The 16,239-nt window shown below is 60.5% G+C and carries 14 protein-coding genes; 9 read left to right on the top strand and 5 right to left on the bottom strand.

The genetic code is table 11. From position 1 onward, the window contains the following. Positions 1-34: 34 nt before the first annotated feature. Together V8J81_RS04295 and V8J81_RS04290 are read right to left on the bottom strand one after the other, a co-directional pair. Entirely contained in the window at positions 35-715 is a 681-nt protein-coding gene (locus V8J81_RS04295) for an MBL fold metallo-hydrolase (RefSeq protein WP_368474513.1), read from the bottom strand. A 91-nt stretch (positions 716-806) separates the two neighbouring features. Continuing rightward, on the bottom strand, positions 807-1,643 hold the full coding sequence (locus V8J81_RS04290) for a phytanoyl-CoA dioxygenase family protein (RefSeq protein ID WP_368474512.1): 837 nt from the start codon (positions 1,641-1,643) through the stop codon (positions 807-809). A gap of 130 nt (positions 1,644-1,773) precedes the next feature. Between V8J81_RS04290 and V8J81_RS04285 the strand changes: the two genes are divergently transcribed. Then, entirely contained in the window at positions 1,774-2,637 is an 864-nt protein-coding gene (locus V8J81_RS04285; RefSeq protein WP_368474511.1) for a helix-turn-helix transcriptional regulator, read from the top strand. 56 nt (positions 2,638-2,693) lie between these two features. Continuing rightward, on the top strand, positions 2,694-3,266 hold the full coding sequence (locus V8J81_RS04280; protein WP_368474510.1) for a peroxidase-related enzyme: 573 nt from the start codon (positions 2,694-2,696) through the stop codon (positions 3,264-3,266). Between the two features lie 3 nt (positions 3,267-3,269). Here V8J81_RS04280 and V8J81_RS04275 read toward each other — a convergent pair whose 3' ends face one another. Then, a complete protein-coding gene (locus V8J81_RS04275; protein WP_368474509.1) occupies positions 3,270-4,823 on the bottom strand; it encodes a tetratricopeptide repeat protein in 1,554 nt (517 codons plus the stop codon). A gap of 199 nt (positions 4,824-5,022) precedes the next feature. Between V8J81_RS04275 and V8J81_RS04270 the strand changes: the two genes are divergently transcribed. From V8J81_RS04270 to V8J81_RS04250, 5 genes are all read left to right on the top strand, one after another. Further along, positions 5,023-6,492: a UbiA family prenyltransferase gene (locus tag V8J81_RS04270; RefSeq protein ID WP_368474508.1), complete on the top strand. Its 1,470-nt coding sequence runs from the start codon at positions 5,023-5,025 to the stop codon at positions 6,490-6,492. After that, on the top strand, positions 6,489-6,899 hold the full coding sequence (locus V8J81_RS04265) for a GtrA family protein (protein ID WP_368474507.1): 411 nt from the start codon (positions 6,489-6,491) through the stop codon (positions 6,897-6,899). The genes V8J81_RS04270 and V8J81_RS04265 overlap by 4 nt, the downstream gene beginning before the upstream one ends. Then, positions 6,896-8,197 (top strand): FAD-binding oxidoreductase, encoded by a 1,302-nt coding sequence (locus V8J81_RS04260; protein WP_368474506.1) that lies wholly within the window; start codon positions 6,896-6,898, stop codon positions 8,195-8,197. The genes V8J81_RS04265 and V8J81_RS04260 overlap by 4 nt, the downstream gene beginning before the upstream one ends. Then, a complete protein-coding gene (locus V8J81_RS04255) occupies positions 8,194-8,928 on the top strand; it encodes an SDR family oxidoreductase (RefSeq protein WP_368474505.1) in 735 nt (244 codons plus the stop codon). Before V8J81_RS04260 ends, V8J81_RS04255 begins: the two co-directional genes overlap by 4 nt. 170 nt (positions 8,929-9,098) lie before the next feature. Further along, on the top strand, positions 9,099-10,604 hold the full coding sequence (locus V8J81_RS04250) for a hypothetical protein (RefSeq protein WP_368474504.1): 1,506 nt from the start codon (positions 9,099-9,101) through the stop codon (positions 10,602-10,604). 65 nt (positions 10,605-10,669) lie between these two features. Here V8J81_RS04250 and V8J81_RS04245 read toward each other — a convergent pair whose 3' ends face one another. Together V8J81_RS04245 and V8J81_RS04240 are read right to left on the bottom strand one after the other, a co-directional pair. After that, complete coding sequence (locus V8J81_RS04245; protein WP_368474503.1) at positions 10,670-11,698, bottom strand: SUMF1/EgtB/PvdO family nonheme iron enzyme; 1,029 nt, start codon at positions 11,696-11,698, stop codon at positions 10,670-10,672. After that, positions 11,698-13,320 (bottom strand): hypothetical protein, encoded by a 1,623-nt coding sequence (locus V8J81_RS04240; RefSeq protein WP_368474502.1) that lies wholly within the window; start codon positions 13,318-13,320, stop codon positions 11,698-11,700. Before V8J81_RS04240 ends, V8J81_RS04245 begins: the two co-directional genes overlap by 1 nt. 502 nt (positions 13,321-13,822) lie before the next feature. On the opposite strand from V8J81_RS04240, the gene V8J81_RS04235 reads away from it, so the two are divergent. Further along, entirely contained in the window at positions 13,823-14,230 is a 408-nt protein-coding gene (locus tag V8J81_RS04235; protein WP_368474501.1) for a tetratricopeptide repeat protein, read from the top strand. A gap of 227 nt (positions 14,231-14,457) precedes the next feature. Continuing rightward, complete coding sequence (gene xsc, locus V8J81_RS04230) at positions 14,458-16,239, top strand: sulfoacetaldehyde acetyltransferase (protein WP_368474500.1); 1,782 nt, start codon at positions 14,458-14,460, stop codon at positions 16,237-16,239.

Raw genomic sequence — 16,239 nt, 5'->3', positions numbered from 1 at the left:
GGTATTTCCCCCCGGCGTCCCGGAGGGCTTTGGTTTATCGGACGTAATCCATCACCATAACGCGCGTATGATCGGGCAGATCTGCGGGTGTCAGGTCGATGGTATGGGCTGAGGCGAAATCCACATGGTTATCGCGGAAGTTCGCCAGAAAGCTTTCGATCCACATCGTGTTGCGGGGCTTGTAGGTGAGCGTGCGGAAGTGCATCGGAATGATGATCTTGGGCTTCACCCGGTGGATCATCTCCATCAGGTCGGGCAGCTCAATCGTCAGGTAGCCACCGGCCAGCGCCAGAAGCACGTCACAATCGGCAAAGAAGTCTTGCTGCGCCTCGGTCAACGGGTTCCCGACGTCGCCCATGTGGGCAATCTTCAGCCCGTCCATCTCGAACCGGTACATTCCGTTTTGTCCGGGAATGTCGTGCTCGGGATGCAGCTCCCATTCCATCGCTTCAATCGCGTGGACCGCCAAGCCACCGGCCTCCCCCGCGCCACCCGCCTTCGCCACATCAAGCGCGTTCAGAACCAATGGATTTCCCGGGATAAGATCAGCCCGGCAATGGGCGCTGTCATCATCGGACGAGATCAGGACAACATCCGCGCTCTCGTTGATCGGCGCGTAACCGACGCCGTCGGGCGTGTACGGATCAGTGATGACCGAAAAGCCCGAGCTGTCGGTCAGCTTGAAGGCGGCATGTCCGAACCAGGTGATCTTCAAACCGTCTCTCCCGCGTCTAGACAGGTTCTAGACGGAAAATAGACCGGTTCTAGATGCACCGGTTTGTGTGTCGAATTGCTAATTCTCAACATCAGTTGTTCCCCACAACATGCGGGCTGGAGGTGGCGAGGATATCGTCATTCTCAGGCCGCGGATGATGTTTCCAACGCCCGCTCGGGTCTGCACCGCGCGCTATGATCGCCTCAACGCCACGCGCCCACTCCGGGTCCGTGATCTGGCTTTCGGGGCTACAGTAGCGCAGCGTCAAACCGCACCGACGCCGGTTCGAGCGGTTTATGTCTGATCCATGCACCAGCATGTCGGCATGCAACGATGCCTGCCCCGCCTTCAGCGCATTCACGAAAGGCGCGCCATACTGCTCGGCGTCCGCAATGCCCTTATGAAACACGCTATCGGCGCCCATTTCCGACGTTTCGATCACCCCACGATTATGCGTGCCGGGAATAAACCGCATCGCCGCATTCTCCGCGTCCGCATCGTCGATGGCGAGCCAGACCGTGACGGTTCGGGCCGGTGATAATTTCCAGAACGACGCGTCCTGATGCCAAGGCACTTGCCGCGAACCGTCTGGCTTCTTTGAAAGAATTGCGCTCGCCCAGCAGATGATGTCTGGCCCGATGATGTCCTGCACCAGATCCAGAATACGCGCATCTGTGGCGATATCCCAAATCCCTGCCATGCGCGCCTGATAGCAGTTGATGCCATAGGCGCCATCCGGCCCAAGGTCGGACATTAGCTTATCGAAATAGCCCCGGATGCGCGTGATTTCATCGGTGCCGAACACGTCAAACGGCTGGACAAAGCCTTCCGCGTTATAGTGTTCGATCTCCGATGCGCTCAGCCGCCGGGCGCGTGCTGCCTCGGCGGGTTTGAAGCGCAGGTCAAGCGACGTGCCCGCATGAGCCATGCTTCCATCCTCCCCGTTGGGTAAAGGCTAAGCGAAGTTGGCTTCGTCGTGGCAGACCCGATCTTGACAAAAATATGTAGCATTTTGATATTGTGCATGATGTTGCAGGTGCAGAAAACAGCTTAAAACCATGCGATTGCCCCAGAAGGTGTTCAAGATTGATACATACCTCGCTGTAAGCGAGGCCTATCATTTTGTGCGCAAGGATTTGCCCGAGACGCCCCCGGTGATCGAACATAGCCACGACTATTTCGAGCTGTTTCTGGTTGAACAGGGGCAGGTCTTTCACTGGATCAATGGGTTGGAAGAGCGGCTTGAAACCGGGCAACTCACTTTCATCCGGCCTTCAGACCGCCACGCGCTGCAAGCTGCTCCGGGAACAGGCGGGCGCATCCTGAATGTGATGTTTCGACAAGACACAGCCGCGCATCTGATAGATCGTTACGTCGCCGAAATGTCCGGCAAGTTCTTCTGGGCGCGTACGGAGTTTCCTATGTCGATCCGGCTAGACGGCCCACAAAGGGAACGCGCTGTGAATGCCATGCTGACCCTGCAATCGACGCACCGGTCCCTTGCGAAGATTGAGCACTTTCTACTTTCGATCATGACCCACGTCCTCGACGCCACCGCCCACGCCCAAGACCGCGCCCCTGCTTGGCTGATCCAGGCGGCGCATGCGGCGCAGGACCCGCGTGTTTTTCGGCGCGGGGCTGAGGGGATGATCGAGGCCGCGGGCCGGTCACAGGCCCATGTCTGCCGTGAAACGCGGCGTCATCTTGGCCTGAGCCCGACGCAATACGTGAACCGCATCCGCATCCAACACGCCGCCATGATCCTTTCAGGAACCGCCCACCCCATCGCAAACATCGCGCAGGATTGCGGGTTTGAGAACCTGAGCTATTTCCACCGCCTGTTCCGGGAGCAATACGGCACCACGCCACGCGGCTACAGGCAGCGCCACACAAAAGCGGAACTACCCGATACGCCATTCTAGCCGTCTGGACAGGCTTTGCGGATGCGGTCAGGGTCTCCAAAACGCCGGAGGACGCCATGCCACAGCCTGACCATATCTCGATCTACGACCTGCCCGACCCCGAGACGCTTGACGACGACATGAAGCGGTATTTCGAGATTTGTCAGGAAAAACTGGGCATGGTCCCCAATGTCCTGCGCACTTTCTCTGCCAATCAGGACAAGCTGCGGGCCTTTGCGCAATACTACAACACGCTGATGCTTGCGCCGTCCGGCCTGACCAAGCTGGAACGAGAAATGGTTGCGGTGGTCGTGTCCTCCGCCAACCGTTGTTTCTACTGCCTCGTGGCGCACGGTCAGGCGGTGCGCAATCTGTCGGGCGATCCGCACCTGGGTGAGATGCTGGTGATGAACTACCGCGTCGCCCAGATTGAACCCCGCCAACGCGCCATGCTCGATTTCGCGTGGAAACTGACCACCGCCCCATGGGAAGTTGATGAGCCCGACCGTCAGGCGCTCCGCGACGCGGGCCTCAGCCAGCAAGACATCTTTGACCTCGCTGACGTTGTCGGCTTTTTCAACATGTCCAATCGCTTTGCCATCGCGTCCGACATGATGCCGAACGCGGAATACCACGCGATGGACCGCTAGGCGCTATTCCTCAGCGGCTTCTGCCAGCGCGTCAGCAGCCCGGCGCGTGCCAGGGCCAACATCCCCGTCGATCCGCATGGTGTAGACGCCGCGCTCGGCCAGGATGGTCTGAAACGCAATTGCTGTGTCGCGGTCCCATGGTGGGGTCTGGCCGTCAATCGTGCCGCGCATTGTGTCGATATCAACTTCACCGGTTTCCAGTGCAGCCACATAGTCGGCTGCGGCAAGTTCGGGGTTTGCGGCGCGACCAATGCCTTGCTCGTAAAGGAAACCGCGTTCGGCAATGCCGACCGGATCGCCAGTTTCTGCCAGCGTCTCAACCCATCCACCGCGCAGGAAATCGCTAGGCGCAACGCCTTCCGCGCCATCTGAGTAAAGCTCAATCAGCGACTGGACAGCCTCAACGCTGCCCTCATTGGCAAGCGAGACCAGCAACGGAACCGCCGCACGCGCGTTTGGAAGCCCGAGAGTTTCCAGTTCGTCACGCGGGACGCCTTCGCCGGAGAGGTAGGTTTCGGCAAGGTTTTGTTGCGCAAACGGGTATCCCGATGCTGCCGCCTCCTCCATCAGACGCAGATATTCCGCTCCGCTTTGATCCACGCCACGGCCAAGCCGGTACATGAAGGCCAACGTGGCGGTGCCTGCAGGATCACCTGCCTCTGCTGCGCTGCGATAGTATTCCACGGCTTGGGCCGCGTCCTCACGCACGGGGCGGAGGCCAAAATTATGGTAGTCGCCCAACCGGGTCAGGGCCGCGATCACGCCGTTTTCGGCAGCCTGCTCATAAAGCGGCACCGCGCGACGATGCCGACCTGATGCTTGCGCGGCCGTCGCCAAGTGGAAGAACGGTGCGCCCTCCTCCGGCAAAGCTTCGGCGGCGGCACGACAGGCGGGCATGGCCTCACGCAAGGCATTCAGGGCAGCGGCTTGCGCCTCTTCGGTCGGGAAATTCTCGGCAGACGGCTCACCAGCGACCGAAATACAGGTTTCCAACGCCAATTGCGCCTCGGCACGAGCAGCACTTTCGGCAGCCAGGGCTTCGAATGCAGCTTGCGCGTCGGCAATCGCGGCCTCACGTGAGGCGGCGGCCTCGGCTTCAGCGGCCATTGCAGCAAAGGCGGATTGCGCGGCCTCCACCGCCGAAGCCCTTTCCTGCGCCGCCTCTTCTTCTGCACGCGCGGCACTTTCTGCGGCCAAAGCCGCAAACGCATCTTGCGCCGCACCAACGGCAGCGTCCCTCTCTGCGGCAGATTCTTCCTCCGCCCGCGCCGCAGTTTCGGCCGCCAAGGCGGCAAAGGCGTCCTGCGCCTGACTGACAGCCTCCTGCCGTGCCTCCGCCGCTTCTTCCTCCGCACGAGCGGCCGTTTCTGCAGCTAGTGCAGCGAAGGCGGAAAGCGCCTCTTCAACCGCGACTGCGCTGTCTTCTTCCGCATCGGTTTGGGCCACCCCTTCCGTTGTGTTACCGGCTGCCAGCGCCTCGAACGCGGCAAGGGCATCTTCAACGGCAGCAGCGCGCTCGGCTGCGGTCTCGTCCTGGGCTATTGCGGCGCCGCTCATCAAGGCAATGGCAGAAACCAAAGAGAGTGAACGCAGTGCAAAAGGCAGCTTCATGGCAGGCAATTCCCCAAGTAAAATCAACACGGCCGACGATAGCCGCCGGGTTCAAAGCTGTCGATAGATTTGGGCCATGCGCGGCGTAGAATCCGCTAGCCAAGCCAGAAGGAGTGAGGCACCTTCGATGCATTGCTTCAAAGGATTGAAAACACTGACACAGCCGCCCGAAAATCCACCCTCCGCAACCCCCGATACCGACGCAAACGCAGCCGTTCTTGCGGTCGATCTGGACGGAACCCTGCTGCGGTCCGACATGCTGTTTGAAGGCCTCTGGTCCGCGATGGGCCGCGATCTTTGGGCGACCGTGCGGGCGGCGGGGAAACTGCGCGACGGGCGGGCGCCGTTCAAACGCGCAATTGCGGACCTTGCCGAGGTTGATGTCACTACCCTGCCCTACGACGCGGAGGTGGTTGACAAGGTAAAAGCGTGGCGGGTCGAAGGCGGACGTGCAGCGCTTGTTACAGCCACCGATCAAGACATGGCTGAGGCTGTCGCGGAGCATCTGGATATTTTTGACGAGGTCCACGGCTCGGACGGTGTGCGCAACCTGAAGGGTGTGGACAAAGCGTCATTCCTGATCGACCGGTTCCCGGGCGGCTACACTTATATCGGTGACAGTGCGGCTGACCTCGTGGTTTGGGAGCAGGCAGAGCGTGCCATCTCCGTCGGCGCATCGTCGAGGGTGCGCGCGGCACTGGATAGCGGATCGACCCCGGCCGAGCATCTGGAACGCGAAGCGCCTATCGAGGCGCTAAGCCGCGCCATGCGCCCGCAGCAATGGCTGAAGAACCTGCTGGTTCTTGTTCCGCTCGTTGCCGACCCGAGTTACGGGGCACCGGCCCTCTTGCCGGTATTGGCGGCGTTCCTGTCGCTTAGCCTCGCAGCGTCTGCGGGTTATCTGATCAACGATCTTTTGGACCTGACGGATGATCGCAGCCACCCGCGCAAGCGCTCCCGGCCATTTGCATCCGGGGCCTTGTCCACAGCGCTCGGGACGGTCGCCATACCCATATTATTGGTTGCAGCCCTTGTGCTGGCACTGCTGGTATCGCCTGCTTTGCTGGCGGTTGTGGCTCTCTATTTCGTGGCAACGGTGGCCTATTCCGTCCGGCTCAAGCAGCACACGTTGATCGACATTTGCGTTCTGGCGTTCCTATTCACACTCAGGATCATTGCAGGCGGCGTCGCGATGGGATCACCGCTTTCGGCATGGATCCTGGCCTTTTCGATGTTCATCTTCTTCGCCCTCGCGGCGGTGAAGCGGTTGGCCGAGCTGACCGATAGCGAAACCGCAGGCCGCGAGGCATCGCGCCGTGGCTACCAGCCTGAGGATCGGCGCGTGGTCAGCCAGATGGCAATCACATCGGGCTATCTCGCTGTGCTGGTCCTCGCGCTTTATGTGGATGAGCCCGCGACACAGGCAAAATTCGGCGCGCCGTGGCTGCTTTGGGGCATTTGCCCGCTTTTGATCTTTTGGATCAGCCGATTGGTTTTGGTCGCAGACAGGGGTGAGATGCACGACGATCCGATGATCTTTGCCATGACAAACTCCACCTCGCGTCTGGTCGTCGCATTCTGCGCTGTGCTGACCCTAGGCGCGGTTTTCCTATGAGCCGGACCACGTTGGTCATCCGGTACACAGCCTTCGCCATGGTGGCCGTGATCGTGAACCTGGCCGTTCAGCGCTTAGTTCTGCTTGGCGGAGAAAGCGGTGTTTGGTTCACGCTGGCCCTCGGCGCCGGAACGCTGGCGGGGCTGGTGGTGAAATATGTCTTGGACAAGCGCTGGATTTTCTTTGACCGCACCGCGGGCGCTGCCGCGCAGGGCAAGCAGTTTGGCCTCTATTCGCTGATGGGTGTGGCCACGACCGTGATTTTCTGGGCGATGGAGACCGGATTCTGGCTGATCTGGGGCACAGACTTAGCCCGCGAACTTGGCGCGGTTATCGGCCTGACCATCGGCTATGTGACCAAGTACCAACTCGACCGCCGGTTCGTCTTCCGCGAGGGCGCGGCATGAGTTTGATCAGCGGCTGGGGCCGGTTCCCGAAAGCGGAGTGCAAAATCGTATCCGCCCGCACGCAGGCGGATGTAGAGGCCGCCATTGCCACCGCCGCCCTGATTGCGCGAGGGAATGGCCGCGCCTATGGCGATGCCGCGATGAACCGGGGGCAAACGCTGGCCATGACTGGCATGGACCGGATGCTGTCGTTTGAAGACGGCGTTCTGGTCGCCGAGGCGGGCGTTCTTCTGGCCGATATCATTCACACCCTCCTGCCACGCGGCTGGTTTCCCATGGTCACGCCCGGCACCAAATATGTCAGCCTCGGCGGGGCGATTGCGGCGGATGTCCATGGCAAGAACCATCACCTCGACGGCTCATTCCGCTCTTGCGTGGACTGGGTTGATGTTATGGGGCCCGACGGCACCGTCACGCGCGCAACGCCCGGCGATGACCTGTTCGACTGGACGCTTGGCGGCATGGGGCTGACCGGCGTGATCCTGCGCGCCCAGATCCGCCTGCGCAAAGTAGAGACGATGTATATAGCGCAGGAAACCCGTGCCTTAACGTCGCTTCAAGACACGCTCGATGCCTTCGCAGAGACACAGGATGCCCCCTATTCCGTTGCGTGGATCGACTGTTCCGACGGGCCGCACCACGGGCATACCCTGCTACTCCTGGGCCGACACGCTACGCTGGAGGATTTGCCAAGCCGTTGGCGCCCCTTCGACGTCAGACAGAAACGCAAACTCCCTGTCCCGTTCGGCGCGCCGCCCTTCCTGTTTCGCGGCCTTTGGCTCCGCGCCCTGACCGGCATCTACTGGCGGCGCGGGGCCAAGCGCGCCGGTCACGCACTGGTGGATTGGGACAGTTACTTCTACCCTCTCGACGCATTATCGAATTGGAACCGCCTATATGGGCGGAACGGTTTCCTCCAATTCCAATGCGCGCTCCCGGAAGAGGCATCCGCCGCCGGGCTGGCCGAATTGATGGACACAATCGCCGCTTCGCAAACCGGATCGGTCTTGTCAGTCCTGAAACGGTTCGGGTCGCAATCCGGCCATTTTTCCTTCCCAATGCCCGGTTATACGCTGGCCCTGGACTTCCCCGCGTCAGAACGGAGCCTTGAGTTGATGAGCAGACTGGATGAAATCACCCTCGCCCATGGCGGGCGCTTCTACCTTGCGAAAGATGCGCGTATGCCGGAGGCAGTGGCCAAAGCCGACCCGCGGGCTAAGGCCTACGCGGCCATGCGCAAACAGGCTGGCCTGACCGACCGCTTCACGTCCATGCAATCGGAAAGGCTGGGGCTATGAGCGGCCCGGTCCTGATCCTTGGCGCGGCCTCGGGCATTGCGCGTGCCGTCGCCCGCAGCTTTGCCGAGGCAGGGCATCCGATCCAGCTTGCAGCACGTAATTCCGCCAGGCTGGAAGAGGATGCCGCCGACCTACGCACACGCTACGGCGTAGAGGTCACGCTGCACGATTTCGACGCCCTGACCTTGGACAGTCACGCGGCATTCGTAGAAGGCCTCCCTGTTTTGCCAGAGGTCGCCGTTTGCGCGGTCGGCGCAATGGGCGAACAAGCTCAAAGTGAAGCCGACCCTCAAGCCGCCGCCCATGTCATGCGATCCAACTTTGAGGGCCCGGCCAGCGTTCTGGCGCATCTGGCAAACGCGATGGAGGCACGGGGCTCTGGTAGCATCGTCGGCATTTCGTCGGTTGCAGGCGACCGGGGGCGCGCGTCGAACTACGTCTACGGCTCCGCCAAGGCCGGCTTCACCGCCTTCCTGTCGGGTCTGCGCAACCGCTTGGCCAAAAAGGGCGTTCATGTCGTGACCGTCCTGCCCGGCTTCGTGCGCACCGCGATGCTGGATGGTATGGACACGCCCGGCCCGCTGACAGCGGAACCTGCCGAGGTTGGGGCAGCCGTTCTGAAAGCGGTCGAGAAACAGAAAAACGTCATCTACACCCGCCCCATCTGGGGCGTCGTGATGGCCGTGATCCGCAACATCCCTGAGCCGGTCTTCAAGAAAACCTCGCTCTGAGCGGGAAAACGCCCGGCTGGCAAGATTCCGCGCAAAATTCAAGCGGTATGTACAATCTGAATTGGCCTTGTTGCTAATTTAACACTTCCGTCATAGGGACGAACAAATCGACGGGACAGCAAGACGCGGGCAGGCACCGCGACGGCATAACAAAGGGGCAGAGCCTCAAGATGAATGGGACAGTAACGGCCAAAATCGTGCGCGGACGCGCGCGGGCCGACAAGGTGCAGGTAGCAAGTCGCAAGCCCGGCTTCTTTGAACGCCCCAATGGCGTTCTGGGGCTGGTTCTGGCGTCGACCGTTATGACCTCCACCTGTGGTTATGTCGTCTATTCCAATGCCTTGGATGCGCGGCGCGTGGATATGGCGCGTGAGGTTGCTAGTGCACCCGCCCCAAACGTGCAGCCGGATCACGCCTATCCGCTCCCCGAAGTCTTTGACACGACTGTGTCTGTCGCCATCGACATGGGGCCACGCACACGCACGGCACCGGGCCTTGCACCAACGAATGCACCCGCAGCAGTTGAACCCGGTGCGACCGGACCCGCGCCCTACACTGTTGTTGAAGGACGCCCCAGTGTGGAGCCTTTGCCACGCCCATCGCAGGGCCCCGACATTCTGACCGTGGCCCGCAATATCACAATCGCCCGCGCACGGACCTTCCCGGAGCCGATTGCGCGCCCCAATGGCACTACAACGCCAGCATGGCCCGACCCCGAAACTGGGCCGCAAACCTCTGAACTTCTCGCTGCGGCAAGCCCCCGCCCGTCGCTGCGCCCTGAAAGCCTCGTGACCCGCGTCGCCGCGCGCCCCGATGATCTGGAGATCGAAGTGGCGCGTGGCGAGGTTGGTGAAATCCCGCGCGGCAGCCTGTTTGGCGGCAGCGGTGGTGATTGCTCGCCCCGCCTCGCCCGTGAAATGCCACGCCGCCCCGGCTCCGCTGCGGCGGGCTCCGCCGTTATGGCGTCGGTTGGCAATGGTTCCGGCTCAAGCCGCGACAACCGGCTGGTGCAAGAAGCGCTGAACGGCAACATGCCAAGTTATATGCGCGACCTGCATCCCGTGACATTTGACGGAACCGTCGGCGGCCGCTCCGTAACCGTGACGATCTGCGTAACGCCCGACTATCTGGCCATCGGATCAGACAGCGATCATGTGCGTGTGCCGCTTGGCCTGCCCGCCGCCCTGCGCGTCGCCGATGCTTTTGACATGATGCTGCCGACCACCTCGATGGTGGATGCGATCTACCGGCAGGCCGATGTGCGCGTGGCGCCCTCGCCGATGACACCCGGCTCGTCCATGTCGTCGACCAGCTATTTCGTGACCCATGACCAGACGATTGACGCCCAATTCGCTCGCGCCGGGGCGCAGCAGGGCATGTTGGTGGCCGGTCACAAGAAGGACCTCGTCATCGCCAACCGCCTGTCACGCAACCCCGGTCGCGTGGCGATCTATGGCTGGCACCGCACGAACGGCAACGCCATCCAGCCACTGTCGACCGTGCATGGTGAGTATTACGCGGATTATTCCCACGGCATCCGTCTCGTCAGCCGGACGGCCTATGTAAATGGCGAAGCCGTCGATCTGCGCGAATTGCTGACCGACGAACGCTACGCTGGCTTCCTGAATTCGGACGGCGCGCTGACGGGCGCGACGGTTCGGTTGGCGTCTCTCTGACACGACCCCATCTAAAACGAAAAACGGCGCCTCATCGGGCGCCGCTTTCATATGTCGAATTTGCTTTACCGCACGTCTCGGAAACAGCGGAACCCTAAGTGGTAATTCCGGTGGCTCCCCTCGCTCATCACGCGGGTGCCGTGCCAGAAGGGTGCGCGCCACCGGGCCCAATGCTCATGTGCGCGGATGGTATCCCAAATGAACCACGACCCTTTCATCTCGGTCACGCCGAGCGTCGTCGAACCAGCAGACGCCATCTGATCTTCGGCCAACGGCAGGTTCATATGCTCGGCTGCGTTGCCGTCGATGTCATAGACCCCAAGTGGTGACTGACACGAAGGGAAGCTGCCCGCTGGATAGGTGTTGGACCCACAGCCTTGGAACGAGCCGCCGTTGCATGAGGCATTTTTGAACGAGCCGGTCGCACACACGCCGGATTGCCATGCGCCGATGGAATAGGTGCCGGAGGTGCTGGCGTAATGGTTATTGTGCCAATTCCGCATGGTGTTCACAGCGGCGGAAAGGCCCATACCCCTGATCATGTCGAACGGGTAATCCGGCGGCAGCAATTGGCCGGCCGCTGCCCCCTCCCATTCATGCGCATCACCGATCCGCCCACCTTCAGCAGCACAAAGCTGCGCGGCCTCATTGGCGCGCACCCATACTACGGGATAAACCATTGGGATGTTTGGGTATTCAAACATATCCGCACAAACCGTTGCATCGCGAGGCGTTTGCGTTTCAGGGTCGTAGAGCGGCACCATGTACGGACCGCCGCAGATGCGTTCGTATTCGCGGTTCCGATAGCTTGCCTGCACTTGCTCCACAGTGCCGCCAAGACGTGCAGCGGCTTCTTCCGGCGTCAGCGGATGCTGCGTCACGGCAGGGTTGCCTTGCCCCATCCAGCCATTAGGGGAGCCTGCGAAAATCTCTCGCACCCGATTGATTTCTGAGTTCGAAAGCCCCCGGATTTCCTGCAATTGTTGGAACAGAAGCTCATTGCGTTCGGCAAGCGATTGGGCATCCGCCGCGCCGCCTGACAATACCAGTGCAATCACCGCACAGGCCGCCTTCAAGGTCGTTTGAATAGCCATCACTGCCTCCGCAAAAGGTAAAAGAAATCACGATTGTCCGGCGCACCGATGAAGCGCGCGATGCGGCCATTGTCCGGATCCGCTTCCGCCATGCCCGAGACGAGGTGCTGCCACTGCATCTCTTCCTCACCCTCTTCATCATGGACGTAGAGCGCCATGTAAGTGTGCTCCTGCGAATTCATGTCGAGCAGCATGGCGTAGTCGCATTGGTAGGCCTGGAATGTGCGCGCCATGGCCGACGGGGTGGCCGAAGAGAAGTAGGCGTATATCAGGAATTGCCGCCCTTCCACGGTTCGCATGCAGGCCCCACCGCGCAGGGTGCGCAGCGTCGCATTCGCATCACCGGACCAGTTGCCGCCGCCCCAAGAGGTAACGCGCCCGCCCGGAACACCGTCTTCGATAATTGGCACGCCGTTCTGGCGGGCGAAGACCAGATCGGACAGAAGTGCATCATCTTCTTCCGACCAGGTGCGCATATCGACCTCACCATCCTGCGTGAGGTACATGGTCGCAAGGTTTGGCCACAGGCGGGAAATCAGGACGCCATTCTGCATGAAGCCGTAATGATGGCCGTAGTTGAAAGTCGCGTAATCGCCAAACCGCCACGCGCCGTGGTCGCGCTTAAACCCGCCGGTAAAGGTCGCCGCAACACGTTCGACGAAAGCCGGGCTCAGCATACCGGTCCGGACCAATGGATCGGGCTGGTCAAATCCGTCCGGCCCGCGTCCTTGCCCGTGTCGGTTGGAAGGACGAGACGACCAGCCAAGCCGGGGATGCTCCGTCCCCAATTCATAGCCAATTTCAAACCGCGCCATGTCAAAGGCAACAAGGTAGACATCCGCGCGCCGCTCGATGCTGTCCAATCCGTTCGCACCCGGCACTTGGAACACCTCGTTGGCGATCATCGAAGGCTGCATAACAGAGGCGTAGATACCGGGGCTACTTTCTACTTCGTACCACGATCCAGCTGTCATCGCGCCAGCGTCGGTGCCGCTTAGCTCAAATCCCATGTAGGGGCGCATATTGGGCGTGCTGTCGAGCAAGGCCGTTCCCAACAACTCGACACCGTCAATTTCCTCGACTTCCTCCTCGCCCTCGGACGACACCATGAATGCATCTTCAAAGAACGCGCCTTTGATTAGATTCACAATCGATTCGCCAAAAACGATATTGTCGCGCAGGAATTCTGCAACGGCTTCGCGGGTCGTGCGATTGCCTGAGACGGGATTGCGAACAAAAAGGCTCCAATCGCAAACGGGCGCGAATGGCAAAGCACTTGTTTGCGCCTCTTCCAATTCACCATCATCCCATGGGGCACAGGCAAAACTGTCGCCCTCCCCTTCGATCAGAAGGGTTGGGCCATCTTCATCAATCAGGGAGATGTCCCAGGTGTCCGGCGCCCCGTTTTCAAAGTGAGCGAAGCGCGACCGCCCCCCTTCCGGAGCGATTTCCAAGACGAACCACGAGTTCACCCGGGGGTTCAGCGAGGTCAGGGTGTAGGTGGTGCCATCCTCACCGGTCAACGTCTGCGCATTGCGATAGGGCTGCATGGCAAAGATCGTGCCAGGCACGTTCTGGTTCAGTTGGGCAAGCTGTTCATCAACTACGGTTTGCGCTGGCAAATCAATGCCTTGAGCCAAGGTTGCACTTGCGGCGAGAAATGTGGCGGTGGTGGTGAAAAGTAGGGCAACAAGATTTTTAGGCGGCAACGGTCAAGCTCCGGTCAAATAAATGAAGGCACGTGCTCAAAAATGCACGCGGACAGAAAGGTGCAGGGCATAGTCTTGCAGCAATCGCCCAAGTGACGCAACGGCACAACGGATAGTTTTCGTCATCACTTGCGGCACGACAAAACTGGCCTGAAATCGGTGCAGAACGAGCGTGTCGGAAGGCGGTTTCCTGCGAATTTTCTGGTACATCGATTATTCGTGTATACATTAACCAACAATTAACCGCCCTATGGGTTATCGTTTGTGGGTGGTTCGCGTCGTGTGGGTTGACGCCATTACCAGAAAATGTGTGGGGCCAATTGGGGGAGTTGCCATGGGCAGCAAAATTAGGGGTGCATTAAACAATCGTCCGTTAGCGCCAACGAAAGGCGCGTCTGGGTTGACGCGAAGGGAAATGGCGGAATCGGAAACGGTCAGCGGTTTTCTTGCGCAACTGCAATCCGCGCTCTCTGACGCCGACCTTAAGCGCGCCCGCAATCTGGTCGCGGAAGAAGAGGGTCGCCTAGAAGATATGGACCGGGTTGAGGCCGCCGGGGCGCGCGCCCGCGTCGCTGCAGCAAAGGCGCGCATCGCAGTTAAATCCGGTGATGGGGCGGCCGCACATGCAATCCTTGTCGCAGCGATTGAAACGAACCCTACGGACCGAGCACTGCGCGTCCTCATGTCAGAGGTCATGCTCGCAACGGGGCGCGCGACAGATGTTCGTCCGGTGCTGAAACACATTGGCCGCGTTGGAGTTCAGGCAAGCGATGGCGACTTAAACGAACCGTTGAGCGAGGAATCGGCAAAAGACTCCATCTGACCGCTTCAGGTTCTTCGTGGCCCACAGGCGCGTGTCCGCCCCTTGCCTTCGGCGCGTCTGTTGTGCAGAGGAAGATGATGCCAAGCAGTCTTGCGCGATGAATCGCCAGTCTGGCCCGCTTTGGACCTATCCATTTCGAAAGTCTGGCCCTACCGAAATCGAGACTTCTAGGCTCAATAACGCGCAATTGCGGACCCACGGGGGAGTCCGCTCTCGGGAGATTCGCCATGAAAATGACAACCGAAGAAGCCTTCGTCAAAACGTTGCAGCGCCACGGCATTGAGCACGCCTTCGGCATTATCGGCTCGGCCATGATGCCGATCTCTGATCTGTTCCCGGCCGCTGGGATCAAGTTCTGGGATTGTGCGCACGAAGGTTCGGCTGGCTTCATGTCCGACGGCTACACACGCGCCACTGGTAAAATGTCGATGATGATCGCGCAAAACGGTCCCGGCATCACCAACTTCGTGACCGCCGTAAAGACCGCTTATTGGAACCATACGCCCCTGTTGCTGGTCACACCGCAAGCGGCCAATAAGACCATCGGACAAGGCGGCTTCCAGGAAGTGGAGCAAATGGCTCTGTTCCAAGACATGGTCGCCTATCAGGAAGAGGTTCGTGACCCGTCGCGCGTGGCCGAGGTTCTGACCCGCGTGATCAGCCAGGCCAAGCGCTTGTCCGGTCCGGCACAGCTCAACATTCCGCGTGATTTCTGGACCCAAGTGGTCGACATCGAAATTCCAGAGCCCATTGAGTTCGAACGCTCCCCTGGTGGAGAGAACTCCGTCGCCAAAGCAGCAGACATTCTGTCGAACGCGAAAAACCCTGTCATCCTGAACGGCGCGGGCGTGGTTCTGTCCGAGGGTGGCATCGAAGCCTCCAAGGCGCTGGCTGAACGCCTCGATGCGCCAGTTTGCGTGGGATACCAGCACAATGATGCGTTCCCGGGCAATCACCCGCTGTTCGCCGGTCCGCTTGGCTACAACGGCTCGAAAGCGGGGATGGAGTTGATCAAAGAAGCGGACGTTGTTCTGTGCCTTGGCACCCGCCTGAACCCCTTCTCCACCCTGCCCGGCTACGGCATGGATTACTGGCCGTCGGATGCAACTATCATTCAGGTCGACATTAACCCCGACCGCATCGGCCTGACTAAAAAAGTCACTGTTGGCATTGTGGGTGACGCGGCGAAAGTTGCAACTGGCATCCTGAATGGCCTGTCAGACACCGCAGGCGACGCAGGACGCGCAGAGCGCAAAGCAAACATCGCCCAGAAGAAGTCGGCTTGGGCACAGCAATTGACTGAAATGACGCACGAGGATGACGATCCGGGCACCACCTGGAACGAGCGTGCGCGTCAGGCCAAGCCCGATTGGATGAGCCCTCGCATGGCGTGGCGCGCGATCACCGCCGCCCTGCCGCGTGAGGCGATCATTTCGTCGGACATCGGCAACAACTGCGCCATCGGCAACGCTTATCCGGATTTCGATGAGGGCCGAAAATACCTCGCCCCAGGCCTCTTTGGCCCCTGCGGCTATGGCCTGCCCGCGATCGTCGGCGCGAAAATCGGCCAGCCAGACGTCCCCGTTGTAGGGTTTGCCGGTGACGGCGCCTTCGGGATCGCGGTCAACGAGCTGACGGCCATCGGCCGCGGTGACTGGCCTGCCATCACTCAGATTGTCTTCCGCAATTACCAGTGGGGTGCGGAAAAGCGGAACTCCACGCTCTGGTTTGACGACAACTTCGTGGGCACCGAGCTGGACGAAGAGGTCTCCTACGCCGGGATCGCCAAGGCCTGTGGTCTGGAAGGCGTGGCCGTGCGTGGCATGGAAGAGCTGACCGATGTACTGAACAAAGCCATCAAGGATCAGATGGAGAACGGCAAGACGACGCTGATCGAAGTCCTCCTAAACCAGGAACTGGGTGAGCCCTTCCGCCGCGACGCGATGAAGAAGCCTGTTTCCGTGGCTGGTATCTCGAAAGAGGACATGGTTCCTCAGCAGGTCGCTTGA

It is taken from the genome of Gymnodinialimonas sp. 202GB13-11 (assembly GCF_040932485.1).
GTDB classification, from domain to species: Bacteria; Pseudomonadota; Alphaproteobacteria; order Rhodobacterales; family Rhodobacteraceae; genus Gymnodinialimonas; species Gymnodinialimonas hymeniacidonis.
The sequence above is the reverse complement of the archived record's forward strand: the minus strand, read 5'-3'. Positions and strand labels throughout refer to the sequence as shown.

Excerpts from the sequence above, each read along its gene's own strand:
- V8J81_RS04290 (WP_368474512.1), bottom strand. The coding sequence starts at position 1,643 with ATGGCTCATGCGGGCACGTCGCTTGACCTGCGCTTCAAACCCGCCGAG.
- V8J81_RS04285 (WP_368474511.1), top strand. The coding sequence starts at position 1,774 with ATGCGATTGCCCCAGAAGGTGTTCAAGATTGATACATACCTCGCTGTA.
- V8J81_RS04280 (WP_368474510.1), top strand. The coding sequence starts at position 2,694 with ATGCCACAGCCTGACCATATCTCGATCTACGACCTGCCCGACCCCGAG.
- V8J81_RS04275 (WP_368474509.1), bottom strand. The coding sequence starts at position 4,823 with ATGAGCGGCGCCGCAATAGCCCAGGACGAGACCGCAGCCGAGCGCGCT.
- V8J81_RS04265 (WP_368474507.1), top strand. The coding sequence starts at position 6,489 with ATGAGCCGGACCACGTTGGTCATCCGGTACACAGCCTTCGCCATGGTG.
- V8J81_RS04260 (WP_368474506.1), top strand. The coding sequence starts at position 6,896 with ATGAGTTTGATCAGCGGCTGGGGCCGGTTCCCGAAAGCGGAGTGCAAA.
- V8J81_RS04255 (WP_368474505.1), top strand. The coding sequence starts at position 8,194 with ATGAGCGGCCCGGTCCTGATCCTTGGCGCGGCCTCGGGCATTGCGCGT.
- V8J81_RS04250 (WP_368474504.1), top strand. The coding sequence starts at position 9,099 with ATGAATGGGACAGTAACGGCCAAAATCGTGCGCGGACGCGCGCGGGCC.
- V8J81_RS04245 (WP_368474503.1), bottom strand. The coding sequence starts at position 11,698 with ATGGCTATTCAAACGACCTTGAAGGCGGCCTGTGCGGTGATTGCACTG.
- V8J81_RS04235 (WP_368474501.1), top strand. The coding sequence starts at position 13,823 with ATGGCGGAATCGGAAACGGTCAGCGGTTTTCTTGCGCAACTGCAATCC.
- xsc (WP_368474500.1), top strand. The coding sequence starts at position 14,458 with ATGAAAATGACAACCGAAGAAGCCTTCGTCAAAACGTTGCAGCGCCAC.